We start from the raw sequence: 24,991 nt of genomic DNA on the forward strand, positions 1-24,991 counted from the left end.
AAATTCAGAAAAAATACAAACACAATCGGTTATCTTTTTTTTAATTCATTAATGAACAAAATCTTCACGAAATAGCTGAATAACAAAAAAATTCCCTTGACTTTCCAATAAAAATTATGCTCAAACAAAAATATTATTTTCAAATAGCAAACAAAATCTTTTAAGTTTGGACACGGGATTGTTTTTAGTTCATTTAGAGATGTAAAAGCTACTAACAATGGCAACGTATAATTGTTTTTTTTAAGAATGTAGTTAAATAAAGAATTACATTTCCAAAATCTTTTATATTCATAGTTTTTGTCTATATCTATAGATTTCTTGTTATGAAATTGATTATTTTGATGTATTCTATATCTTACTAAAGGTTTAGATATATAAAACTTTTTAGCTCCTACTAACGAAGCTCCCCATACTAGACAGTCATCAGCTCTAACACGCCAATCTTCTATGTATGGGATAGGTAAAAATTTACTAATTATTTCTCGCCGTATTGATAATGTTGAAGTTATAGAGCCAATCCATTCACCAGTGTAAAAAGTTCTGATTACCGAATAACCTAAATCTAAATCAACTACATCAGTTTGAAATATACCTTCTATTGCCCCAAATTTTTTATAGGCACAAAATATAAAATCACATTCACTCCTCCTATCATAAAAATTTAGGGCAGTTTCTAAATATTCAGGTTCATAAATATCATCAGCATCTAAGAAAAATAAAATATCTCCAGTAGCAGCTAAAAAGCCTTCATTAAAAGATGACAATTGTCCTTGATTTTTTTGTTTCAAAATATATTTAACATTATTTTTTTGTATAAACTTAGCGATAACTTCTGCCGAATGGTCTGTAGATGCGTCATCAACAATAATAATTTCATCAAATTCAACTGTTTGATTTAAAGCGCTCTCTATTGCTTCTGATAGAAAGCCAGCATAATTGTAATTGTTAATCAAGCAAGATGTTTTAATCTTTGTTATATCCATATAAAACTGTGTATAGAATTTAGGTGAATATGGTTTTTAAGAGCAAATTAAGCTCATCTATAGGAACATTTATATCATCATGTATTAAATGCGGATCAAAAGAATCAACAGGTTTTTTCCCATCACCAATCAGGTAAAAATACTCTAATCCAACTTGGTTAGAAATTGCCCAAAAGCATACATTCACATAATTTGGAGAAAATATTTCTAATACTTTAGCTCCCGGATTGCACCAGACAAGGTTACTTAATCCAGCTCCATGAGGAGCAACAATAACTTCTGCATTCGACAGAAGAGCTACTTGCATAGCAAAACTATATTCCTCAAGGTAAACTACTGTGAATCCATAATTTAACAAGCATTTAACTACATTTTCCTCATTTTTAACTCTTCTATATTCTGCCTTATTTCTACTTATATATAGTTTACTAGGCGTGTTAATATCTGCTTTTTTTACGAGAAAATTTTCTCGTAAAAACTTGCATACCCAAGCTGGAGGATCACCAATACTACCAGGAAGCGAAGGAATTAGAAGAGATTTAGCCTGAATGTGGAAGTTGGAATCACAAAATAGCAATTTATTTGATGGAACTCCCAGATTTTCTAGAGATTCAGGTATTGCAGAAATTCCTCTGTTGACGATATATTTATCGATGCTGTCTAAACCGTTGGGAAGAGTTTTTTTAAGAATTTCTAGTCTTGGTAGAGCATCTAATAACCAATGAAAATATTTACCTCCAGCACCAGTTGCTAAGACAGCAACAGTTTCAGATACTTGCTCACATTTAGGCAGGTTTAAATAAGGAAGTATATGATGTTCACTACTTTGAATACCTGAAACATCACAAAGTAATTTGTCATCATGGGTAATGACTGTACCCGCATTACCAAGAACTCTACCATTGGCGATAGAAATCACAAAGGTTTCTGGGTTAGAGTTAACGTGTCTCCCATTAAACTTCCAATGAGTTTCTCGTGATATTGACTTAGGAGAACTTCTGTAAGATGTAGATTCTGGAAGGAATTTTGTATAGGTTACATCATTCAGATTTTCGGTTTGACATAGCTGCCAATATTCTACAGACGAAGCATAGTAGCCTTTTGGTAGGTTAATATACTTGGAAACGAGAGGAAGAGATTTAACAGTATTAACAAGCCAATTCCTGATTTGGTTTGCAAGTAACCAAACTTGGTTTGTATATATATATGATTTTACTATCTTTTTTAAAGCAATCATATCTATGAATGATATACAAGTCTTTGAAGGATTAGACATAAAGCAAATGCGAAATCGATAGTTGTAATAGTATGAATTAACGCTTCTTGTAAAATTTGGTTAAACTGCTAGATACTAAATCTTGTTCAATTTGTGGCTTTTTACTTTCTGGTAAATAAGTATGAGACTCATTTTTAATGTTTACGCCATTAATGACTATCCCTAATACTTTCTGACCTGACTGATTTAAAAATTCTTTAGCTGAATTGGCACTGTTCAAGTCAACTACTCCAGGACGAACGACTAGTAGGATACCGTCAGTTAGGGTGCTTAAAACAGCAGCATCTGCTATCCCTGATAGAGGTGGCGTATCAAAAATAACTAGATCATAATCTTTACCCAAATTACTTATCAATGTTGCCATTGGTTGAGAATCTAGCAAAGCTACTGGATTGGGTGGCAAAACGCCAGAAGTAAGAACTTCTAGATTAGGCATTACTTCTTGAACAACTGTATCTAAAGAAACTTGACCACCAATTACATTGCTTAGTCCCTCTGTATTGTTTAGCCCCCAGATATGATGCTGTATGGGATTACGCATATCTGCATCCACCAACAACACTCGACGACCCGCCTGAGCCATTGTCACAGCTAAATTTGCAGATACGTCAGACTTTCCTTCTTTAGCAACGGAACTCGTAATTACAATGCTTTTGAGAGGTTTATCGGAACAGAGGAACTTTAAGTTTACTTGGAGTATTTGATAAGCGTTACCAAGAGGGAAATAAGGAATATCTCTACCAATAATTTTGGGAATGGGTCTATCAATTCCTGATGTGGAAGAATGAGCTTTACCATTTTTGCTCTGTGTAGGAATCACTCCTAAAACAGTGTATCTCAAGACCTCTTTCGCCTCTTTAACCGTCTTCACTGACCGGTCTATCAAGTCTAAGCTAAAGGCGACAATGATACCCAAGAAAAGACCAACTGCTCCTGCACCAACAAGAAACACGATTTTGCGAGGCCCTTCTGCTTTATCGGGGACTAAAGCTAAAGAAATGACACGAGCATTAGGAATCTTTTGGTTCTGTACAATTTCAATTTCTTGGCGTTTCTTTAAGAGTGTTTCATAAGTCGTTTGAGCCGCTTGCAGTTTCCGTTCTAGCTCTCGTTCAGTTTGTTCTAGTCTTGGCAAATTATTTGCTCGTTTGATGTAAGCATCTTGCTGTACTAAAAGGGTGGAAATTTGTCTTTCTAGACCGACGCGTTCCGCTTGAGCGCGAGCAATATCTCCAATTAAGCCTTGGCGCAGTTGTCCAATCTGTAAATTTCCCTGTGTTACCTGTGCTGTCCCAGCGACTTGTCCTGTCCGCTCTTTCAGTAAATTTTTAAGAGCTAAGATTTTTTCTTCTAAGCTAGTAATTGTAGGGTGTTCAGGTGAAAATCGAGTTCGCTCTACTGCTAGTTGACTTTCTGTTTCTTGAAGTTGGATAAGCACTTTTTGAACCCCAGGTGCTTGACTCAAGTCAGATGCAATTACACCTTGCTGTGAATCTAACTGAGTTTCACTGCCTAACCGTTCTAAACGACCCTTGACATTATTCAGTTGAGCTTGAGATTGAGAAATTTGGTTTCCTAACTTGGAAATTGTATCAACTGCTGCGGTTGCTTCTTGCCCTAATACAACAATTTTATTCTGTTCTTTAAATACCCGCAGTTTTAATTCGGCTCTTGCGACAACTTTTTCAGATTTGGGTACTTCTGTTACGAGAACCGCTTTAGCTGTCCGTGCTTCATCCTGATTAGCCTGGATATTTAGATCGATATAATTTTTGATAACTTCATTGACGATTTTGGTAGCTAGTTCAGGATCGCTTCCTTTATAAGAAATTTGTACAACATCAGTGCCTTTAATTCCTTCTATTTTTAGTTGGTTTGCTAAGTTACGAATCGATAGCGGTTTGCCTTTGTTATCTTTGAGGTTAAGTGAATTAATTGTTTTGCCAATTACTGGATTTGATCCAATAACTCTCACCTGAGTTTCCAGAGGATTGTCGTTTATATTTAAAGCTTCCAGTTTTCCTATGTCTTCGGATAAGCCTGTGAGTGAGGAAGATCGATTTGTTTTAATCATCAAACTTCCTTCTGCCTTGTAGAAGGGTTTTAGTGAAAATGCATACAAACATCCAAGGGTGACAGCGATACTAAAAATTCCGACTAGAGGTAGCCAACGTCGTTGAACAACTTCTAAGTATTTCTGAATATTTACTTCTTCAAACTGTGGTAAAGATTCCATTGTCATAATATATACATGTTCTTAAATAAAAAAGTTTATTTAGTTATAAAAAATATTTCTATTTCTCAGTATTTTATCGGTAAATAGGACTGTAGTCTAATTGGAAATAGGAATATTTGACTTCATTGATTGCCAACTAACGTCTTTTGATTGAGGTTGTTCAAAAACCAATGAACTAATCTAAATATAGGTTGAACAGTTGTACTTTTAACTCAAGTTGCTTGATATTATCCTGATGCTAAGAAATAATAACTCACAAATTTCTTCTGATTTATTCACTTTCTATTTTTTATTAAGTTTGTTTTCTGTAACTTTAACTTTTCGTTAGTACTGACGGAAATATTGGTTAGTAATCTAACAATAACCATCATATTATGTAGGAACACCGAATTGTAAAACTTTACAAAAAATTCATACAACCTGCCAGGAAATTCGCTAGCCGTTCATTAATTTTGAAAATACGAGAAAAACTAATACCTTAAGCATAAGGAATAGAGCAATTGTGCCGCACTCTGAACAATATAATTACTTCATAGATAGACTTTATAGAGTCAAAATAGCCACTTTTAAACACTGGATGAATATTTATATAAGCTGTTTAAAAGCTTTCAGCAAAAGTTAATTCTTTCTCTGAATAATGAGCAATCATGGAAATGATAGGTACTGACAATAATAAGGTTATGTGATTTTAGTGTCAAAGTTGTAATAACTCATACTCAGTTTAATTTTCTGAGACTGGCGAAAGATTTCTTCTGATATGGGTTGAGGTATGAATTTATAATCCAGTAAAGTTCCAATCCTTGGGTTTATATTTCGGTATTCTAGCTTTACTCCTAAACTTGCAATTGCCCTGTTTTTATTCTCCAATATACACAAAATACTCCTTTTAAAAATTTTATCACAGTATATTCATTGTGCTATCTGTGTAAGCGTATAGTAACACACGTGACAGATAAACGTCTAGTAAGTAAGTTGGGACAATAAAACCAAACTAGTGAAGAAAGGTAAACTGAGCTACAACCCCCTTCCCCTCAGTCTCTATGAAATTCTGGTGCTGCAACTCCACACTTGAACTTCTGTCCGCATCCTGCCTTATGTTAACAATAAATTTTTACAGGCATTTTGCTTATTAACACTGTCTCTACAGTATTAATAAATACTTATTTTGAATAAATGAGTATTAAATTCTGATGTCCTTAGAGTATGGATTATTTAACTGCATTCTTTTAGAAAAAAGTCTACATCTGACTTAATTTTGCTATATTTTTAATTAAATTTAGCTATATTTCTTACTACCTGTGTTAATCTGAAGTACCCAAACTACGCTGCTATTTTTTGGTTGCCCTCTCTAACCGATCGTAATTATTAAACTGACATTAAGTGTTGAAAGATTTAATTATGAAATCCTCTTCTATCACCTTAGTTTTTATGATTAGCGCACTCATTTTTCCCCAGAGTGTCTATGCTAACCAAGAAAATGTTCCGATGGCAACAGGCGATGCTCTGAAGGAACAATTTCACGCTCGCAATCAGGCTGGAGTTTTATTGACGGAACCCGCGACAATTACCACTACATGGAGCAATTTCACAGGACAGACTAATAATTCCAAACAAACTGCTGAATCAATTTCGCTAGTTCAGGAGCAAGGATGTCAAAAGATTAACCCCCTTGAATTTATCAACAACCCTGGTGCTTTCTTTAAAGAATGTCAGAAGCAAACAAATATCCCAAGTTCTCAAAGCACTGAGCCAATTGAGTATCTTAAGGTTCCTAAACTCGATTCTGGTATTAGTGTAACAGTTACTAAATTTTGATATAGGAATTTTTTTACTAAACATAACTAATTTTTGGTAGTGTAATTTATCTAGATAATTTACGCTAAAACATGGATGAAATGTTTATGCTGGCTGCTTTAGCTCAAAGCAGGAAAGCTTTGCCGGAATGTTTGCCTAATCCACCAGTAGGCTGTGTAATCGGAGATACTCAAAAGATAGTAGCTGAAGGATACACGCAAGTACCAGGAAAACATCATGCTGAGGCTGACGCACTTAAACAGATTCAAGGTAAAGCTTTCAACTTGTTAAAAATGTATGTAACTCTTGAACCCTGTTCTTCTCATGGACACACACCTGCATGTGCTTTAGCGATCGCAGAGGATTGTCGTATACATGAAATATATGTATCTCTAGTTGATTCAGATCCCCGTAATAATGGTCAAGGATTAGATATTATCAGAAAAGCAAGCAAGAAAGTCTATGTCGGGTTATGCGCTAATGAGGTTAATACTTTTCTTAAGCAATATCTACTAAGGTGATGGTTGAAGAGTTGGGGTCTAAATTGCAATGTAGTACCTTCTTCTTAAAAATCTTTGGAGCAAGTCAATCATCTATATGCATACATGATTGTGTGATTATGTCAACTTAAGGTGAAAATCAGGAAGTGAGGAAGCTTCAAAATGTTTTCTAGCTAAGAGTCTCAGATGATTTCCGACTTATTGGAGAAGTGGGGAATTTTATTGTTTAAGTATGCTACATAAGGATCAACTACCCATCTCTAAACGTAAATCTTTTCGCTTTAATAAGATATTAGTAGCGATCGCGAGTGTTCATGTCTTGCCAATAACTATCCTTGGTGCTAATGTGACCACTGTTACTACTTTTATTCTAAAAATGTCTCCAAAAGCAATCAAATTGATACTATCGCATTCAATGCAGATGTCTGCGTGCAGTATGACACAAGTAGAATTGTCACACATACCTGCGTGTTCGTTATTCTCAATCCTTAATTACAAGTATTTAACCGGACTCCAAAAGAAAGCTGTTCTTGAGCAGGAGAGTTCTTTTGTTAATATTTAGCGATCGCCTGTTATGTATCCAGCTTGAGATGATTTAATTATCTAGCAATAAATAAAAGTAAAAAACAAATATTTTATATGTAATTAATTAATTCCACTTAATTAGAATTACATAGAACTATAATCAGCCTGTTAAAAAATTAAAAGCTCCGTGGTTTAATAATTCGGAGTTATGTTGAAATCTGTTGTTATTAAGTTCTTTTTCGGGAATGAAATTGTTGCTCAATCAAGTTTTCATTTTTCCCATTAACTACATTGAAGAATTGAACTACATATAATTGTGTTTTAAAATCTGCAATTTTCTATGAGAAACAAGTGTAATTACTTCAAAAGATATAGTGATAATACTTTAGGGTAATTGATTTGTGACTGGTGATAATGTTAGTATTATGAGGTGGGTTGATTTTGGGTTTATTATCTCCAAGAATTAACTTGTAATGTATCATAGACCAAAATTCATCAGTATTGCCAATTAATATGATTAGCAGTGTGGAATGGCTATGGGTCTGAATATATAGACTTGATACCAATAAATTGATGAGGTTACAGAGGAGCAAATAACCATGAGCAACTTAACATCTCCACCTACCGAAGTTCAAAAAACCAAGAAAAAAAGTTTAGCCGCAGATAAAAAACCTCGAGCTACAGATGATATTGTGCGTAGTTATCTGCAAGAGATCGGGCGTGTAGATTTGTTGACTCGCGAACAAGAGGTTATTTTTGCCCAACAAGTGCAGCTGATGATGAATTTATTAGCTGCTAAGGAAGAATTGGCTGTGAAATTAGACCACGAACCCACGCTACAAGAATGGGCAGATCGGGTGGAGTTAGGTGTTGAGGTACTAGAGCAACAGTTAAGTCAAGGACACCAAGCCAAGAAAAAAATGATTCAGGCTAATCTCCGGTTGGTGGTAGCAGTGGCAAAGAAATACCAGCACCGCAATCTGGAATTTATGGATCTAATTCAAGAAGGTACTTTGGGTTTAGAGCGAGGGGTCGATAAATTTGATCCTGCTCTTGGTTATAAGTTTTCTACCTACGCTTACTGGTGGATTCGTCAAGGAATCACGCGAGCGATCGCTCAACAAGGACGGACTATTCGTTTACCGATCCATGTTTTTGAGAAACTGAACAAAATTAAACGGGTACAGCGAGAATTATCTCAACAACTGGGCCGGGTTCCCACTACTGCTGAAATTGCCAATGCGTTATCTTTGACACCTAGCCAAGTTAGAGAGTGTTTGTATTTGGCGCGTCAACCTTTCTCGCTAGAGGCGCGAGTTGGCGAACAACAAGATACAGAGTTGCAGGACATCCTGGAAGATGACGGGCCTTCTCCTGAAGACTATGCTGTTGAAGAATCTTTGCACCAAGATTTACACGACTTGTTGGCAAAGTTGTCTCCCCAACAGCGAGAAATATTAACCTTGCGATTTGGTTTGACTGATGGCTATGAACTTTCTTTAGCACAGATTGGCGATCGCATGGGGATTAGTCGAGAACGGGTACGTCAGATTGAGCAAAAAGCTCTCAGTCTCCTCCGACGACAAAAGGAACAAGTACGTAGTTATCTAGCTAGCTGAGGTTATTTTTCCAAAACTTAGAGCATTTAAACTTAGAAAGTCACCATAATGGCTGTATGTATAAAATTCAGTCATTTTGGGGGAAAATAAACCTAAGTAATGTCTCTCAAATATTTGATATGGGCACATCAAAGACAGTGCAACAATTGCAAGCGCAATGGGTGAGTTCTGAAAACTTTCGGCGTTATGGACAGGTAATTTTTGCAAGTGTTGATGGCAAAGGTTACGATGTGGAAGATGCCCAGTTAAACCTGCAAAATGGAATTCCACGATTTTATATTATGCGGTTGGAGAAGAGAGGGCGAAAGTTTCACAAAATTACTCGCCATCTGCAATGCACTCAATGTCTGGGTTCTTTGGATGGGAAGGATTGGTTCATTGCTGTTTGTCCTCCTCATAATGATGTGAATGAGCCAGCATTAGAAGAGATTGCTGCTTTCCACGTTCCGGGGAATTGTTTTATCAAGCTGTATGAGGGTACTTGGCACGCTGGCCCCCATTTTGACTATGAAGCTGTGGATTTTTATAATTTGGAATTAGCTGATACGAATGTGGTGGATCATTTTACTCATGATTTTTTTAAGAGTCATCAATTAGAGTTTGAGATGGTTTAAGGAAATCAACGAACCACAGAGGCGCAGAGAACACAGAGAGAAGAGAAATAGAGAGGATTTTTGCGTCTGTTTTGGAATGTTCAGGACTTACGCAGAAAGGCAGTGAAAGCCTTGATTTTTCGTAGGGGCATCTGTCAAATTGATTTTGACGGTTAGAGAGACGCGATAGATCGCCGTCTCTACAGGGAATTTATCCATCAATTATTTATTGACAGACTACTACGACAGATGCTGTAACAAAGAGTTTTAACTCAATGCTGACTTTAACTCACTTTCCGCTTGTGCCAATGCATCTGGTAATTTACTCGCATCGCGTCCGCCAGCTTGAGCTAAGTTTGGTCTTCCGCCGCCGCCACCACCGCAGATTTTAGCGATCGCACCGACAAATTTACCAGCTTGCAAACCTTTTTGGTTGACTTCTTGACTAAAAGCTGCAACTATGCTAGCCTTATCTGCTTCGGGAACAGAACCCAGTACCACTGCACCGTTACCGATTTTTTGTAGTAGGCGTTCGGCTGCGGTTTTCAATGATTCTGGATCGACATCTTCTAATTGGGCGACGATAATTTTATGATCGCCTACAATTTCGGCTGTTTGTAGCAAGCTGTCAGATTTGGCGATCGCTAATTGTACTTTTAAGGTTTCCAATTCCTTTTGGCTATTTCTGAGTTCGCTTTGCAGACTTGTAATTCTGTCTGGTAATTCTTCGGGTTTAACTTTAAAGCGATCGCTCAAATCTTTAACTACTTTATCCCGCAGGTTGAGATAATCTAGTATTGCTGGCCCCGAAACAGCTTCAATGCGCCGCACCCCAGAAGCCACGCCAGCTTCCGAGATAATTTTGAACACGCCAATTTCAGCCGTATTGCTGACATGAGTTCCACCGCATAGTTCCATTGATATGCTGGGGAAGTCAATCACGCGCACTTCATCGCCGTATTTTTCGCCGAACATGGCAACAGCACCCTTAGCTTTCGCCTGTGCTAAAGGTAATACTTCCACTTTCGCCGCGTGGGCTTGGGCAATCCAAGTGTTCACCTGTTCTTCAATTTGTTGCACCTCCTCTGCTGTTAACGCGCGGGGACAGTTGAAATCGAAGCGCAACCGGTCAAAGGAAACCAGGGAACCTGCTTGAGATATGCCATCATCAACAATTTTTTTCAACGCTGCTTGTAACAGATGCGTTGCAGTATGGTTTGCTTGGGCGCGACGGCGACAAGCCGGATCGATTTGGGCGTTGACGCGATCGCCTACGCGCAGTGTACCGCGTTCGATGCGTCCGAAATGAACAAAGAAATCAGATTCTTTTTTAACATCTTCAACGCGAACAACAATCCCATCACCAGAGATATAACCGCGATCGCCGATTTGTCCTCCAGATTCAGCATAAAATGGCGTTTTGTCAAGAACAATTTGTACCTGTGTTCCCGCTTCTGCTTCCTCTTGGGAAACACCTTCTACTAAGATCGCTTCGACTTTCGCCACCGCCGCCGGTTGGGTATAGCCTAAAAACTCAGTGACTTGGATGTGTTCTGCTAATTTGTCGAGGGAACCTTGCACTGTTAAATCGATGGTTTCATGTGCGGCTTTGGCACGTTCCACCTGCTTTTGCATTTCGATATTGAATCCCACTTCATCAACTTCTAGTCCCTGTTCTTCCGCAATCTCCTGCGTCAGTTCCAAGGGGAAGCCGTAAGTATCGTAGAGGGTAAAAGCATCGATTCCAGAAATTTTTTGTTTTGGTGAACCAGAAACTCTTAGTTCTGGCAAACCAGAAACTCTTGGTTCTGGTGAAGAAGATGGACGATACTGCTCATCTTGTATTGAAGATGGACGATTTATAATTTCTTCTAGGAGTTTTTCGCCTCTATCCAGAGTTCTGAGGAAATTGGATTCTTCGCGTTGCAACTCGGCAATAATTGCTGCTTCCCGTTGACGCACATTAGGGTAAGCTGATTCAGAAAGTGCGATCGCACTTTCGGCAACTTGGGTAGTAAATTCGCCAGAAATCCCAATTAATCGCCCATGACGCACCACCCGCCGAATTAATCGCCGCAACACATAACCCCTTCCGACGTTAGAAGCGCGAATTTCATCAGCGATCATGTGGACGACAGAACGAACGTGATCGCCAATGACTTTTAGAGAAACTTTGGTTTTCTCATCGCTGCTGTGGTAGTCAATGCCAGCAATTTGAGCAGTTGTTTGAATAATTGGGAAAATTAGGTCAGTTTCGTAGTTATTCGACACTTTTTGAAGGATTTGTGCCATTCTCTCCAAACCCATACCGGTGTCAATGTTCTTGCTTTGCAGTGGCGTTAAATTACCGGAAGCATCCCGGTTATATTGCATGAACACGAGGTTGTAAAACTCGATAAACCGGGAATCGTCCTCTAAATCGATATTTTCGTCACCGCGTTCTGGGTGGAAGTCGTAATATATTTCGGAACAAGGGCCACAAGGGCCAGTCGGGCCAGATACCCAAAAGTTATCGTCTTCGCCCAAGCGTTTGATTCTCGCTACCGGCACACCGATTTGATCGCGCCAGATAGCAAAAGCTTCATCATCATCTTCAAAAACGCTGACAACCAGATTTTGGGCGGAAAAACCAAAGACTTGTGTGGAAATTTCCCAACCCCAAGCGATCGCTTGTTCTTTAAAATAATCACCAAAGCTGAAGTTACCCAGCATCTCAAAAAACGTATGATGCCGTTTAGTGCGTCCGACATTTTCGATGTCGTTGGTACGGATACACTTTTGCGAAGTCGTAGCCCGCTTAAATTCTGGTGTCCTCTGCCCCAAGAATATCGGCTTAAATGGTAGCATCCCCGCGATCGTCAGCAGTACGGTTGGATCTTCTGGCACGAGAGAGGCACTTGGGAGGATTTGGTGACTCCGTTGGGCAAAGAAGTTGAGGAATGTGTTGCGAATTTCGTTACCGCTTAGGTACTGGGGATTTGAAGACATAGGTATTTTTAACTTTAGACTTTAGACTTTAGACTTGGGCGTAGCGGTACTAGGTAGGTGTATTTTCATCAATAGCTTTATATATTCTTGCATTTTGTTTCATATTACCGCCAGCAAATTGTGCAAGTCTGTGAGCTATATGCAATGATGAGGATGCTTTTAGGCCATTATCTGCCTCTGGCAGGATGTACTAGCGCATTTTAGTCTTTAAGATTAATTCTTAAGAAATACTTTAAAATTTCCATACCAAGGTAGCAAATGGCACTAAAACTGAAAGTATCAAATATTGCTTGTGAGGGATGCACAGAAATACTTACTGAATCCATCCACTTTATGGAACCGGAGTTCAAGGTGGATGTCGATGTTAATGCTAAAACTAATCACAGTGGAATCCGCAGTTTCTGACGAGTCAATCAAACAGCTAATTGTTGCTGCTGGTTACACTGTTGAAGCTTATTGAGCCGATTCTAACCTTTTCCAGAAGTTGAGATTTTAATATCTCAGGCTACGCTAACAAAATTTTTGATATTTCTTCCGCCCTCTCTACAGACGGAATCGAACCAATTTACCCACATTAGAGGCAGGTTTTAACATCAAGCATTTTATTTAGCTTTGTTTTCTAGATTTATGATGTTGCAACCAATTCAATAAAAAATGTGAGTTAAGTAAACAAACACAGATAAAGCGCTTAGGCAGAGACATTTTATTTCTCCTGCTAACAGATTGTGAACCAAAGTTTCACGTCTGGCTTAAATTGGGTATTTTTTACCAATCTAAATTTGTTCTGTAATTATATGGTTTATTAGTGTCAGAAAGCTCCTATCCATAGTATGAGGGAGCAAAGCTCCCTATTGAGTTTGTATTTTTTTGCAATTTTAACCCTATCTTAACACTTGATGAAAGCCTAGCTTCTAAAGAAAAAGGTTGAAATTTTATATAATAAATAATTTGTTTTAAATCGACAATCAAATTTAAATTTTGCTAGTTAAATTTAAAAAAATATAATTTTTCATTTTTCTACCAAGAAATAAATTTAGATATCTAATGTGAAGGTTATTAATAATTATCTATTTTGATAATTACATCAAGAAAACAATACTTAAGAAAACACATAAATAGTTTTTATACACTTCGATATTATTCAGTATTTTTACTGTTTTAAAAACATACTGTAAAGAAGACATTAGTTGTCAGAAGTGGATATTTTACAAATGGGAGTAGTAAATATAAAGCCTTAAAAGGAAATAAAACTTGAATAAATATTGTAGATTCCGCGTAAAAAAAATTATATCTCAAGAAATGTAATTCAGTCTATAAGATTGTATTTAGTATTAGGCAAAGATAGCAACAAGTTACTCAACTTAATCTCTTGAAAATTTAAATAGGACAAAAAATAAAGCAATGAATATTTCTATTCTGGTCTTTGGAAAAAATAACTTTATCGCCACACTTCCAGATCAGATCCGTTATGCGACTGCTTTTAGTGTAGAAGCGATGGACAATCTGAACCAAGCAGTATCGCAGATTAAAACAACGTCCCCCGATATAATACTTGTGCAGGCTAGCCTACATGGAAGTATGGAACTGTGCAATTGGTTGAAAGAGCAGACAAAACTATCCTGGATATACTGTATTCTTTTCGAGGATCGTTCCCAACAGCTTACCGATAGAAATAAGGGTTGGCATAGAGAATTAGAAATGAGCGCTGCGGCCCTAAAGCAAGGAGCCGATGCTTATATTTGGCATCTTATTGATGACAAAACAGAACATAGCTTGGCAGAGTTAACTGCTAATCATGGATTAATACTTGCTCAATTGACTGTTGGATTGCGAAAAGCACAAAAATATCGAGATTTGATTCGGACAAATGATATGTTATCAGCGATCGCGTTAGCTGATTCGTTGACAGAATTAAATAATCGCCGTGCCTTAGAATGGGACTTACCCAGGCAAATTAAAAGAACTAGAACTGAAAAAACTTCCTTGAGTTTGATTATTCTGGATGTAGATCATTTCAAGAAAGTTAACGATACTCACGGGCATTTAGTAGGCGATCGCATTTTACAAGTATTATGTCAGCGTCTGCGCCACAATCTGCGCTGTCAAGATACAGCATTTCGCTACGGTGGTGAAGAATTTGTGATTCTTTTGGCTAACACTACCGACGAAGAAACACTATTGGTAGCCCGTCGTCTTAATCGCGTAGTCAGCGACGAACCATTTGCACTCAGTAATAAACTGACAATTAATATCACCATTAGTCTAGGTACAGCTAGTCTACAAGCTGACGATGATGAGCAAGGAGAGAGTCTGCTGAATCGTGCCGATCAATGTCTGTTACAGGCTAAAAATAGTGGGCGTAATCGGGTTATTCACTCGAACTACTTATCTCATGTTTCACATTTGAAAGCTGTTTCTTCATAAAAATGGGAATTGGGAATTGGGCATGGGGCATTGGGCATGAGGCATTGGGTATTGGTGAAGAGTTAATATTTATAATTCCTAAGAGAGGCGATTAATCGCCTCTCCTAACTCAGCATGACAATCTTCTACCGAAGTGCGTTGTCGTATGGCATTAACTAAAGCCTCGTAGCTAGACCAATTTTCTTGCAGTAGGGTTTTTGCTTGGAGGGCATGAAACCGTAATTTCTGTTGATAAACTGATTCAGAAAAGCCCAAAATTGTCAAGACTCTTATCAGCTTGCTTTTATCATCAGCGCCACCCTCAGCATCATTAAAAACTAGGGTTTCAGCAGCAATACCCGCCATCCAAACAGTGCAGTAGCGGTCTAGCATTTGGGCACTGATTTTGCCTACTTCTAATTGAGATGCTAATTCGCTATCATCAAAGCTAACGCCACCTTGCCCAGGTTGTCCCTGTTTCCAGGCTTCCCAAGCGTTAAGTGTGTAGCCCGTAACGGGAATCCCCAGCAGGTAAGCAACCAAAAAATGCCCTGCTTCGTGGTGGACGATGCGATCGCGGTATTCACTTGAAAAACCAGCAATCCAATCTAAAAAAATAGTACCACCCTTGCCTTGTAAGCTAAAACTATCTAACGTAGCTATGCCTAAAATAGTGAAGGTTGCAAGTGCTGGTACTGCTGGCGACAAATTTAAGAATGGCCCCAAAAGTACTGATAGGGTCATGAGAAAGATAGATATTGCAACTAAATTTAAGGTAGTCTGGCTCATTGAGAGTTTTTTAAGTGCAGCTTAATATTTCTTTATTATGATGCGATCGCACACCTTCTGCATGAAGTGTCTTTACAAACCCCTTGACGACGTAATTTACCGTACTAGGATTTGATAATAAGTGAAGAAATTTTACAAAAATGGGTATTCTGCATAAAAATAATAAGTAAGTGTGATTAATAGTTGGCTGTTCATAATTATAGATTTTGCAGCTTGAGATAAACTCTAATCAACACTGTTAAGTATTTTATGTGAAAATTTAAAATACAGATTTTAGAGTTTAAATTACTTGTTATTATTCTTACATTAAACAGGCATTAAAAGTTATGAAACCATACCTTTCCCAGAATGATCCGGATCCTACACAACGCAAAATCTTGTTAGAGCGCAAGCAAGGAGAGTATGAATTTGATCACGAGTTTTTAGCGCCTATGGCAATGCTCAAAAATGTACCTTCTATAGAAAATTTTTCTACTAAGTATATTGCTGAACGTACAGTAGAGTCGGCAGAACTCCCTATAAATTTGTTAGCCGTTAAAGCCCGTTCTTTATGGGACCCTTTAGATGAATTGCAAGACTATGAGGACTATTTTCCAGTTTTGCCTAAACCTAATGTTATCAAAACATACCAAACTGACAACTCTTTTTCTGAACAACGGCTTTGTGGGGCAAATCCTTTTGTTTTACGCCGAATTGAGAATATGCCCGATGGCTTTGCTTTTACAATTTTAGAACTGCAAAAAAAGTTTGGTGACTCTATTGACTTAGTAGAAAGGCTTGCGAATGGAAACTTATATGTAGCTGATTACAGAGGGCTTGCGTTTGTTAAAGGGGGTACTTTCGAGAGAGGTAAGAAGTATTTACCAACCCCTGTAGCATTCTTTTGTTGGCGTAGCTCTGGCTTTAGCGATCGCGGTCAACTAGTACCGATTGCTATCCAAATCAACCCCGCAGAAGGTAAACAGAGCCAGCTAATCACACCTTTTGATGAACCTTTAATCTGGTTTCATGCCAAGCTTTGTGTTCAAATTGCTGATGCTAACCATCATGAAATGAGTAGCCATCTGTGTCGAACTCACTTTGTTATGGAACCCTTTGCTATTGTCACAGCTCGTCAACTAGCCGAAAACCATCCCGTCAACTTACTACTAAAACCCCACTTCCGTTTTATGTTGGCTAATAATGAATTAGGCCGTAAGCGTCTAGTTAATAGAGGTGGCCCTGTTGACGAATTGCTAGCTGGAACTCTGCAAGAGTCGTTGCAAATTGTCGTCAACGCATATCATGAATGGAGTTTAGATCAGTTTTCCTTACCCACTGAACTAAAAAATCGGGGTATGGACGATCCAGACAACTTACCTCACTATCCCTATCGAGATGATGGCTTGCTATTGTGGAATGCCATTAAAAAGTTTGTGTTTGAATACTTGAAGCTATACTACAAAACTCCCCAAGATTTAACAGCAGACCTTGAATTACAAACTTGGGCGCAGGAATTAGTTTCCCAATCAGGCGGACGAGTAAAGGGTGTTAGCGATCGCATCGACACATTAAACCAATTAGTTGATATTGCTACTGCGGTTATCTTCACCTGTGGGCCGCAACACGCTGCTGTCAACTATTCACAATATGAATATATGACTTTCATGCCCAATATGCCACTTGCTGCTTATAAACAAATAACAGCAGAAGGCACTATCGCTGACCGCAAAAGCCTATTATCATTTCTGCCACCATCGAAGCAAACGGCCGATCAGTTATCGATTTTATTCATCTTGGCAGCCTACCGTTATGACAGATTAGGATACTATGATGATAAGTTTGTAGATCCAGAGGCTCAGGATGTTTTAGTTAAATTCCAGCAGGAGTTGAATGAAGCGGAGCGGGAAATTGAGTTAAACAACAAGAGTCGTCTAATAAATTACAACTATCTCAAACCAAGACTTGTTACTAATAGTATTAGCGTATAAGTTAATATCGTTTAACTTGATTACATATCTCCAAAACTATTCATGTATTTTGGAGATTTTTTTGATTAGCATGGATCTAAATTAGTTTTTGTAGAGTAACTCTTAAATCCTGAATACTTCTTTACTAGTTAATCAAAAATTCCTAATTAAGTAATTGCTATATATAGTCTGTAGATATATAAGTAGCATTTGTATAGGATTGCTAAAGAACAAATACCTAAACTGTGATTTTACTTATGTTAGATAGTCAAGCAATTTCTGGGACTTAATCAAGTTGTAGCTAAAAATCTAAGAAAGCTAAGGAAGGGGATTGGAATATCTCAAGAAGATTTAGCTGAAAGATGCGGTCTGCATAGAACTTATGTCGGCGCTATTGAAAGAAGTGAGCGCAACATCACGTTACAGACTCTAGAAAGACTCGCAGAAAGTTTAGGTGTTTTACCACATGACTTACTGAAAGATCAGCAAGATGTTTAATGCTTTTAGAGACTCTCAATATGTAATCTACAATGAAGCCAGAAATTACTTCATCCAAAACTATACTCAGCTAATCAATCTTGAGAATTTCATATCTTCGAAAATACACGAAATTATCAATAATAATATCGAACAGATAGTTGATGACTTTAATGAAGCAAGTTATCTTTACCCATTTTGGCAAAACTATCCACCTGAAGAAAGGGGAAGATTGCCGATAGGCGACCAATACCCTTGGATTGAGGTTGCTGAACACGCTATTGGAGATAAGTTGCCGAGACTCTTAGAGGGTTATTTTAGTATCCGTGATGTAGGTCTACCAACGGGTTCTGATGTGAGATTAGTTCTCACTCACCCAGAAATCGGGAATATTACTAATGGCTTTACAGAAACGTGTTGGTTATTCCTTGATATTAAATCTGTTGGGCCAAGGGATTGCTACATAAAGTCGTCATTGTTGTCAAATCTCCCTAACGGGTTTTTGGCAATTATGTGATGCTTATCACATTAATCAACATTTTGCAACTATTCCGATCATAATTGTGTCACACAAGATTCTACGGATATTTTCACAAAGAAAGAAATTTTATGACTTACTGCCGAAGTCACAACTTCTATTTAATTAAGCATCATCTACTCAAATACCACTGTCCTATTACCATAGACTAATACACGATTTTGTAAGTGCGATCGCACCGCTCTTGCTAATACAACTCTCTCCAAATCTTTGCCTTTTCTCACCAAATCATCAACTTCATCACGGTGACTGACTCGCACTACATCCTGTTCAATAATCGGCCCTGCATCTAAGTCAGCAGTGGCATAATGCGCCGTTGCCCCAATAATTTTTACCCCACGTTCAAAAGCTCGGTGATAGGGATTTGCACCAATAAAAGCTGGTAAAAATGAATGATGTATATTAATAATTTGTGGAAATTGACTAATAAAATCTGCACTAACAATCTGCATATATTTCGCCAATACAACTAAATCTATTTTGTACTGGCGGAGTAATTCTAGTTGTTGGGCTTCTTGTTCTGATTTATTGTCTTTATTAATGGGAATGTGCTGAAAGTCAATATTAAATTGTTCTGCCACCACCTTTAAATTAGAATGGTTACTAATAATTAAAGGAATTTCAGCCACAAATTCTTTAGCGCGTTGTCGCCAAATTAAATCAAATAGACAATGGTCTTGCCGACTCACCCAAATAGCAATGCGTGGTACTGTATCAGAAAAACGTATTTCCCACTTAGCGCCAAGAGGTTGAGCAATGGAATTAAAAGCCGGGGCAATAAACTCACGCGGTAAATTAAATCCCTCTAGCTGCCATTCAATGCGCGTGAGAAATAACCCAGCAGCAAAATCTGTATGCTGATCTGCATGGATGATATTACCACCGTTAGAATAGATGAAGTTGGCAAATTTCGCCACCAGTCCCCGTTGATCTGGGCAGGAAATCAGCAATGTTGCTGTCGGATTTGTCATAATATCGCCAGATTTTAAATTATTTGCTGTTTGTCGGACTCGGTTTCGGAATGGTGAGCGAAGAAGGCAGTTTCTGACTATTATCTACAGGTTGCTGCCACTCTGATAGATCCCGATTCACGGCATTTGCAAAATCTGTAGATACCAACAGCACATTTATATTTCCATCGGTTTTAGCAGTCGGATAAGTTTGAGCATATAAGAAACGTCCGTTAAAGTTAGATTTACCTAAAATCAACTGATGGCTTTGTCGGTTTTTTAGGGTGATATTGATAGTGGCTGGGGGTTGATCTAAGGCAAATTGTCCAAGCTCTTTTGCTGGAGTTGATAAAGTTTGATCGCTATTCCCCTTGACCAACAAATCCATTAAATAAGAAACAATGGCATCATTGGCTGGGCGCGATATCGGAGATTTGATTAACCACTTAGGGTTACTAAATTCATGGTTACGTTCTAGATTCAAGGTGAGTTTTTTTGTTTTAACTGTTAACGACTGCACGTCATCTTCTGCAAAAGAGAAAATTTTCTGCTTTTGCTCCTTCGTTTCTTCTCGCACAGCCACACCCCGAATCTCAGAAAAGTAAACAAAACCACCTAAACCCAGCGCTAGTAGTATCAAAATTAAAGTCGTTCTCGGCAATTTCATTTTTTAGTTATTTGTCATTTGTCATTGGTGAAGAGTTAATTATTTATAACTCCTAACTCCTATAGAGACGCGATTAATCGCGTCTCTACTATAAACTTCTTACCTTCGTTTCCACCAAATAATAACTGCGATCGCAAACCCAATTAAGGGTAAAATTAAAAGAGATAACAATATTAGAAGATTGCCTTGTGTGGTTGTCAGGGTTATCCGACGGTTTTTTGGTTCTTTGGGGCGAATGGAAAGGGGTTGCTGATCCTGTTGACTCAGCCAAGTAACTGAGTTGAGGAATACATCCCCATTTAATTGCTGTTGAAACAAGCCATCTGTGGCGAAACTAGAATTCCCTAAAACTACTAACCGCGACTCAGTAGCAGTTTGAGATGAGGGAGTTGGGGAAGCAGTAGCAGCAGGTGTGGGAGTGGGCGTAGCTTTGCCTTGAGTGGTTGGAGATGGCAGGGGTGAAGCCTGCGGAGTCTTGCGGGGGGGCGAAGGATTGGATGTAGCTTTGCCTTGGGTGGTTGGAGATGGCAGGGGTGAAGCTTGCGGTGTATTGCGGGAAGCGGAAGGAGTGGGGCTAGTTTTGTTTTGAGTGGTTGGTGATGGTAGTGGCGAAGGTGTCGGTGAAGCTTGGGGAATGGAAGCAGATTTAGCTGCTTGTTTTCTTGTTAAAGCAACACCCAAGGTTAAAGGGCCTTTCACGTCTTTACCTTCATTAAACTCCAATTTTTCGCTTTGGAGGTCGCTTTCTGCCCAGCTTTTGGGATAGGGTTTGGTTCGTAGCAATGGAGTAGCCTGAACACCAGGTACAGAGGTAATTTCCAGTGGACGGGAAATCGGATAGAAAGAATTACCGTTACCGAAATCTTTGGTAATCGGATGTTGCCCGTATGCTGTGACTAAGGGTGCAGCAGGGCCAAGTCCCACGACGCTTTCGCCAGAGACATCGACTGCTAAACGATTATCTAGACTAACACCCCACTCTTGTAGCAAGCTATTAAGTTTGGGATCGGTATTCGGATCGATCATCAACAGTAAGTCACCGCCGCGATTAAGATACTCTTGCAAAGCTTTCACTTCGCCTTCAAATAGCCCTCGCTTGGGGCCTGCTACTATTACTACAGACGCATCTTGAGGAACTTTGGAAGTTTCTCCTAAATTCAGAGGTGATGTTGTAAAATTTTTGTCGCCTAATCCTTGAACTGCTTGTGATATTGCATCTTTACCAGGCGAAAGTTGGCGTTCGCCATGACCTTGGAGTAAGTAAACTTTGGCTGTAGTTGAATTTGTTAGTTGTTGCAGCCGACTAGTTAATCTGATTTCTGACAAACGCTCATTTTGATTTACTGTTTGTACTAATTGCCGTTTATCTCCAGATTCTAAATAAACTTCCCCGTAATCTTTAACGCCAAACTTTTCTGCCAATCCTGGTCTAGCTTGGGGGTCGATATACTCATATTTAAATTTTGAGCTTTGCCTTTGATAATTTTCTAGTAATTCTCGGTCTTGGGGATTTTGGTTAATATCAAATACCCACACTTTAACTGGTTGTGGTAAAACACTCACCAATTCTCGTGACTGAGGCGCAAGGGTAAACAATTGACTTTCTGTTAAGTCTGCCCGCAAGTGATAGCGAGTACCCAAAAAGTTAATCAATCCCAAAATTGCTAATACTGCTAGAGTTGCTACTAGGGCATTAGTCCCAGCTTGGGTAGAACGACGTTTCCACCAGTTCGTCTCATAGCTTTGCCATATTATCCCCAACCCACTGATTACAATTCCCGTAACCAGAAATGCTAATGGAATTAGTCCCCATTGTTCAGAGACTAACCCAACTGTTAAGCCCACAGCAATTAAGAACGGGCCTAACCAAAACAGATATTTCCACAGTTTCTTTTTTACAACTATATTCATATTCTTAAACTGAAGTGAGGAATTAGGAATTATGAGTGTTCGACTCTCTTAAACTCTTATTCCTTTGTATCCTTTGTATCCTTTGCGTCCTTCTCTAACGAGACGCTGCGCGAATGCGGTTCGTTTTTCATTATTTTGCTTAAGTCCTGATGACTTTTAACTCCTCACTCCTAAGAGGATGTTTTAAAAGTGCTTGGCTGTAATTTTAGGCACTTGTTGATCCCCCCAACCCCCCTTAAAAAGGGGGGCAAAGTCTCTAAAAGTCCCCCTTCTTAAGGGGAGCCACTGCGGTCTTGGGGTCTCCCCAAGTGAAGCAAGTGGCGTGGATTTAGGGGGATCTAAAACGTTTTGCTACCGACCAGAGGACTTTTAAAACATCCTCTAACTGTCAACTCATAACTCATAAGACTATTGCCTTTGAAAACGTAGTGCATCAATTGATTGGGCGGTGAGAAAGATGCCCAAAAAAATGTAACTAGCGAATAAAGTTAAGGCGCTGGTATCAAAAATTCCTTGAATTAAGGTGTTGTAATTTTTCAGCAACGACAGATAACCTAAAGCTTCGCCTAGTGGCCCAGGGACAATTTTGGCGATTAAATCAATCAATAACAATAATAGAATTACTGCAAATGTGAATACGGCAGACAGAATTGTACTGTCTGTTAAGGAGGAAATAAACATTCCTACAGATAAAATTGCTGCTGCTAGTAAGATTAATCCAAAATGACCCAGTAAGGGAATTGAGAACGCTATTGGTGGATTCGATCCACTGATTGCGATCGCTTCCAACACTAGCATGGGTACAACCATTGTGGTAAAAAATGTTAGCACACCTAATAACTTACCTACGGCTACCGCCCAATTAGTGATTGGTGATGTGGCTAATAGTTCTAAAGTCCCCCGCTTCCGTTCTTCGGCATAGAGTCCCATCGAGAGAATCGGCAAGATAAATAACAATAGCCACCCCATACGATCCAAAAATGCCCGAACAAATTCGTAAGGGACATCTATCGGCGGTGTTGGCACTCCGAGTTGTTGCCCTTGTGCATCTATGGCCGCCACTCCTAGCAAAATGCCATCTGGCCCTAGCAAAATCATCACGAAGAATAACCCCGCAATTAACCAAAATATGCCTGCGATCGCATAAGCTAAAGGCGATACAAAATAACTCTGTAACTCTCGGCGATAAATGGCAATAATATTACTCAGCACTATACCCATTTACGCTGCTTCTCCTTCTTTGTCTGCTGCTAAGTCTACCTCAGTCTCGAAATTTTTTTCTTCTGTGGTTAGTTGCAAGAATACATCTTCTAAAGTAGCGTTGACTCGCCGCAGTTCATGTAAACCGAATCCTGCACGCACTAATGTTGCCACAATATCCTTTCCTGGTTCTTTTCCTGGTTGCGATATCACCCGCAGGTAAGCGCGATTCGTCTGCGGTTGATGTCCTCCGGCGGTTGGAATTGATTCTATCAGACTCACTCCTGCGACATTTTGCAATACCTGTTTCGCTAACGCAGCTTCTCCTTCTATTTCTAATTCATATCCTGAGCCACCTGTCAACTGAGTCATCAGGTTTTCTGGTGTATTAGTTGCCACGACTTTACCGCGATTAATGATGGCGACGCGGCTACAAGTCATGCTCACTTCTGGCAGAATGTGCGTGGAAAGGATAATTGTGTGAGTCCCAGCAAGGCTTTTGATTAAATTCCGCACTTCTATGATTTGTCGCGGATCGAGTCCTACGGTGGGTTCATCGAGAATAATCGCTGGTGGATCGTGGACGATCGCTTGAGCAATTCCGACACGTTGGCGGTATCCTTTAGAGAGTTTGCGAATAATCACTCGCCGCTTATCTTCTAAGTTGCAGCGTTTGATGGCGGCTGTTACCTTGTTGGCGCGATCGCCTGCTGAAACTCCCTTAATTTGGGCGACAAAATGCAAAAATCCTTCTACCGTCATGTCTGGATATAACGGTGGTGTTTCGGGTAAGTAACCAATTCGTTGGCGCACAGCCAGGGAATTTTCATGGACATCATAACCAGCAATTCGGGCATTACCATTGGTTGCCGGTAGATAACCAGCCAGAATCCGCATGGTTGTGGTTTTCCCAGCACCATTGGGGCCAAGAAGCCCTAAAATCTCCCCAGGTTCGACGCTAAAAGTAACATCAGTAATCGCTGAGGTAGAGCCGTATATTTTACTTAGATGTTCAACTTCGATCATCGGTATAGTGGCGATCGCAATTTATAAGATATTCAACAATCTTAGATCGCAATATTGAGTATGGGGGACTGGCACTAAGATTAGCCGACAACGGGTAAAGTTCCTGAAAACTCTAATCCCTTTGCATATTAGAGAAGGGAGAAAAATTAAAACCTCTCTCCTCTTAATGAGAAGAAAGGTTTTCCAAATCTTGTAAAAACAATCGCATTGTTAGGCGGAACAATGGCATTGTTAGTCGAAACAATGCCATTGTTAGTCGAAACAATCGCATTGTTAGTCGAAACAATGGCATTGTTAGGCGAAACAATGGCATTGTTAGGCGAAACAATCGCATTGTTAGTCGGAACAATCGCATTGTTAGGCGAAACAATCGCATTGTTAGTCAAAACAATCGCATTGTTAGGCGAAACAATAACATTGCATCTATAAACGCGGAGCCGCTTCCCGCAGGGTAAAACACAAAGAGAAGAAAGAAATGCCTAACCCCCTAACCCCCTTCCCGACGCGGGAAGGGGGAAAATTCAAAGTCTCTCTCCTTTTAGGAGAGAGATTTAGAGAGAGGTTTTT

At 39.0% G+C, this 24,991-nt stretch carries 19 protein-coding genes and 2 pseudogenes; 10 read left to right on the forward strand and 11 right to left on the reverse strand.

The features are described 5' to 3' along the window. Nucleotides 1-29 precede the first annotated feature (29 nt). The 3 genes from V7K38_RS23855 to V7K38_RS23865 are packed head-to-tail and all read right to left on the reverse strand — an operon-like array spanning nt 30 to nt 4,501. Entirely contained in the window at nt 30-983 is a 954-nt protein-coding gene (locus V7K38_RS23855; RefSeq protein ID WP_334861314.1) for a glycosyltransferase family 2 protein, read from the reverse strand. Between the two features lie 19 nt (nt 984-1,002). After that, nucleotides 1,003-2,259 (reverse strand): glycosyltransferase family 61 protein, encoded by a 1,257-nt coding sequence (locus V7K38_RS23860; RefSeq protein ID WP_334861316.1) that lies wholly within the window; start codon nt 2,257-2,259, stop codon nt 1,003-1,005. 37 nt (nt 2,260-2,296) lie between these two features. Beyond that, nucleotides 2,297-4,501 (reverse strand): GumC family protein, encoded by a 2,205-nt coding sequence (locus V7K38_RS23865; protein WP_334861318.1) that lies wholly within the window; start codon nt 4,499-4,501, stop codon nt 2,297-2,299. Nucleotides 4,502-5,893: 1,392 nt separating this feature from the next. Between V7K38_RS23865 and V7K38_RS23870 the strand changes: the two genes are divergently transcribed. The 5 genes and pseudogenes from V7K38_RS23870 (at nt 5,894) to V7K38_RS23890 (ending at nt 9,547) form a co-directional block, all read left to right on the forward strand. Further along, the gene (locus tag V7K38_RS23870) at nt 5,894-6,310 is read left to right on the forward strand and encodes a hypothetical protein (RefSeq protein ID WP_334861320.1); all 417 of its coding nucleotides are present in this window, start codon (nt 5,894-5,896) and stop codon (nt 6,308-6,310) included. 71 nt (nt 6,311-6,381) lie between these two features. Next, the gene (locus tag V7K38_RS23875; protein WP_334861322.1) at nt 6,382-6,810 is read left to right on the forward strand and encodes a bifunctional diaminohydroxyphosphoribosylaminopyrimidine deaminase/5-amino-6-(5-phosphoribosylamino)uracil reductase RibD; all 429 of its coding nucleotides are present in this window, start codon (nt 6,382-6,384) and stop codon (nt 6,808-6,810) included. A 357-nt stretch (nt 6,811-7,167) separates the two neighbouring features. After that, nucleotides 7,168-7,281 (forward strand): annotated as a pseudogene (locus tag V7K38_RS23880) (DUF3172 domain-containing protein); the annotation flags it as partial. A gap of 632 nt (nt 7,282-7,913) precedes the next feature. After that, nucleotides 7,914-8,933, forward strand: coding sequence for an RNA polymerase sigma factor, RpoD/SigA family (locus V7K38_RS23885; protein ID WP_223278007.1), 1,020 nt, complete (start codon nt 7,914-7,916; stop codon nt 8,931-8,933). Between the two features lie 119 nt (nt 8,934-9,052). Then, entirely contained in the window at nt 9,053-9,547 is a 495-nt protein-coding gene (locus tag V7K38_RS23890; protein WP_334861324.1) for an ureidoglycolate lyase, read from the forward strand. A 246-nt stretch (nt 9,548-9,793) separates the two neighbouring features. On the opposite strand, the gene alaS is transcribed toward V7K38_RS23890, so the two are convergent. After that, nucleotides 9,794-12,514: an alanine--tRNA ligase gene (gene alaS, locus V7K38_RS23895; protein WP_334861326.1), complete on the reverse strand. Its 2,721-nt coding sequence runs from the start codon at nt 12,512-12,514 to the stop codon at nt 9,794-9,796. 258 nt (nt 12,515-12,772) lie between these two features. Between alaS and V7K38_RS23900 the strand changes: the two are divergent. Both V7K38_RS23900 and V7K38_RS23905 read left to right on the forward strand, forming a co-directional pair. After that, nucleotides 12,773-12,974 (forward strand): annotated as a pseudogene (locus V7K38_RS23900) (heavy-metal-associated domain-containing protein). Between the two features lie 941 nt (nt 12,975-13,915). Further along, the gene (locus tag V7K38_RS23905) at nt 13,916-14,938 is read left to right on the forward strand and encodes a GGDEF domain-containing protein (protein ID WP_334861329.1); all 1,023 of its coding nucleotides are present in this window, start codon (nt 13,916-13,918) and stop codon (nt 14,936-14,938) included. Nucleotides 14,939-15,016: 78 nt separating this feature from the next. Here V7K38_RS23905 and V7K38_RS23910 read toward each other — a convergent pair whose 3' ends face one another. After that, nucleotides 15,017-15,706 carry an ATP-dependent Zn protease gene (locus V7K38_RS23910; protein WP_334861331.1) on the reverse strand — a complete coding sequence of 230 codons (690 nt, stop codon included), beginning with the start codon at nt 15,704-15,706 and terminating at the stop codon, nt 15,017-15,019. Nucleotides 15,707-16,032: 326 nt separating this feature from the next. Here V7K38_RS23910 and V7K38_RS23915 point away from each other — a divergent pair, with 326 nt between their 5' ends. From V7K38_RS23915 to V7K38_RS23925, 3 genes are all read left to right on the forward strand, one after another. Continuing rightward, nucleotides 16,033-17,676: a lipoxygenase family protein gene (locus V7K38_RS23915; RefSeq protein WP_334861333.1), complete on the forward strand. Its 1,644-nt coding sequence runs from the start codon at nt 16,033-16,035 to the stop codon at nt 17,674-17,676. A 258-nt stretch (nt 17,677-17,934) separates the two neighbouring features. Then, nucleotides 17,935-18,153 (forward strand): helix-turn-helix domain-containing protein, encoded by a 219-nt coding sequence (locus V7K38_RS23920; protein WP_334861762.1) that lies wholly within the window; start codon nt 17,935-17,937, stop codon nt 18,151-18,153. After that, a complete protein-coding gene (locus V7K38_RS23925; RefSeq protein ID WP_334861335.1) occupies nt 18,146-18,649 on the forward strand; it encodes a BglI family type II restriction endonuclease in 504 nt (167 codons plus the stop codon). The genes V7K38_RS23920 and V7K38_RS23925 overlap by 8 nt, the downstream gene beginning before the upstream one ends. A 137-nt stretch (nt 18,650-18,786) precedes the next feature. Here the strand turns inward: V7K38_RS23925 and purU are convergent, their stop codons facing one another. The 6 genes from purU to V7K38_RS29720 all read right to left on the reverse strand — a co-directional run bounded on the left by purU (nt 18,787) and on the right by V7K38_RS29720 (nt 24,810). Beyond that, entirely contained in the window at nt 18,787-19,641 is an 855-nt protein-coding gene (gene purU, locus V7K38_RS23930) for a formyltetrahydrofolate deformylase (RefSeq protein ID WP_334861337.1), read from the reverse strand. Nucleotides 19,642-19,660: 19 nt separating this feature from the next. Continuing rightward, on the reverse strand, nt 19,661-20,287 hold the full coding sequence (locus tag V7K38_RS23935) for a DUF4340 domain-containing protein (protein ID WP_334861339.1): 627 nt from the start codon (nt 20,285-20,287) through the stop codon (nt 19,661-19,663). Nucleotides 20,288-20,386: 99 nt separating this feature from the next. Beyond that, nucleotides 20,387-22,198 carry a GldG family protein gene (locus V7K38_RS23940; protein ID WP_334861341.1) on the reverse strand — a complete coding sequence of 604 codons (1,812 nt, stop codon included), beginning with the start codon at nt 22,196-22,198 and terminating at the stop codon, nt 20,387-20,389. Nucleotides 22,199-22,606: 408 nt separating this feature from the next. Further along, on the reverse strand, nt 22,607-23,419 hold the full coding sequence (locus V7K38_RS23945; RefSeq protein WP_334861342.1) for an ABC transporter permease: 813 nt from the start codon (nt 23,417-23,419) through the stop codon (nt 22,607-22,609). Further along, entirely contained in the window at nt 23,420-24,424 is a 1,005-nt protein-coding gene (locus V7K38_RS23950) for an ABC transporter ATP-binding protein (RefSeq protein ID WP_334861343.1), read from the reverse strand. Between the two features lie 146 nt (nt 24,425-24,570). Next, on the reverse strand, nt 24,571-24,810 hold the full coding sequence (locus V7K38_RS29720) for a hypothetical protein (RefSeq protein ID WP_442940796.1): 240 nt from the start codon (nt 24,808-24,810) through the stop codon (nt 24,571-24,573). Nucleotides 24,811-24,991: the final 181 nt, after the last annotated feature.

The organism is Nostoc sp. (assembly GCF_036917465.1).
Taxonomy (GTDB): domain Bacteria; phylum Cyanobacteriota; class Cyanobacteriia; order Cyanobacteriales; family Nostocaceae; genus Nostoc.